2 rRNA genes (1 of these 2 running past the window's edge) are annotated in these 1,143 nt (G+C 56.7%); both read left to right on the forward strand.

The features are described 5' to 3' along the window. Positions 1-834, forward strand: a 23S ribosomal RNA gene (locus ACTJI6_RS01875) (it extends 1,998 nt beyond the left edge of the window). Positions 835-920: 86 nt separating this feature from the next. Then, positions 921-1,035 (forward strand): 5S ribosomal RNA (rrf, locus tag ACTJI6_RS01880). Positions 1,036-1,143: the final 108 nt, after the last annotated feature.

Genomic DNA, 1,143 nt, shown 5'->3' on the forward strand with positions numbered 1-1,143 from the left:
ACGGAAAGACCCCATGCACCTTTACTACAACTTCGCACTGGCATCAGGATTGCGATGTGCAGGATAGGCGGTAGGCTTTGAAGCGGGGACGCCAGTTCCCGTGGAGCCATCCTTGAGATACCGCCCTTCGCACTCTTGATGTCTAACCGCGGCCCGTTATCCGGGTCCGGGACCCTGCGTGGTGGGTAGTTTGACTGGGGCGGTCGCCTCCCAAACAGTAACGGAGGCGCGCGAAGGTTGGCTCAGAGCGGTCGGAAATCGCTCGTTGAGTGCAATGGCAGAAGCCAGCCTGACTGCAAGACTGACAAGTCGAGCAGAGTCGAAAGACGGCCATAGTGATCCGGTGGTCCCGAGTGGAAGGGCCATCGCTCAACGGATAAAAGGTACGCTGGGGATAACAGGCTGATGATGCCCAAGAGTCCATATCGACGGCATCGTTTGGCACCTCGATGTCGGCTCATCTCATCCTGGGGCTGGAGCAGGTCCCAAGGGTATGGCTGTTCGCCATTTAAAGAGGTACGTGAGCTGGGTTTAGAACGTCGTGAGACAGTTCGGTCCCTATCTGCCGTGGGTGTTGGAGACTTGAGAGGAGTTGCCCCTAGTACGAGAGGACCGGGGTGAACGTTCCACTGGTGGACCTGTTGTCGTGCCAACGGCAGTGCAGGGTAGCTATGAACGGACAGGATAAACGCTGAAGGCATCTAAGCGTGAAGCCCCCCTCAAAACAAGGTCTCCCTTGAGAGCCGTGGAAGACCACCACGTCGATAGGCCGGAGGTGTAAGTGCAGCAATGCATTCAGCTGACCGGTACTAATGGCTCGATAGGCTTGATTTGATCCAGAAGAAGCAGGACTTCTTCTCGAAAGCATCCTTGGACAACATCATCTGCATCGCAGATGACGCTGATTGCGTCTTTCCTGGTCTGGTGGCCCTAGCGCGAGCAAAACACCCGATCCCATCCCGAACTCGGCCGTTAAGTGCCGCTGCGCCGATGGTACTGCGTCTCAAGACGTGGGAGAGTAGGTCACCGCCAGACCTGGAAAGACGCAAAACATCCCTCTGAAACGATAAAGCCTCCGATCAAGACAACCATGGCGCGGGGTAGAGCAGCCCGGTAGCTCGTCAGGCTCATAACCTGAAGGTC

Origin of the sequence: Paracoccus sp. 22332 (assembly GCF_052045125.1) — a bacterium.
GTDB lineage: Bacteria > Pseudomonadota > Alphaproteobacteria > Rhodobacterales > Rhodobacteraceae > Paracoccus > Paracoccus haematequi_A.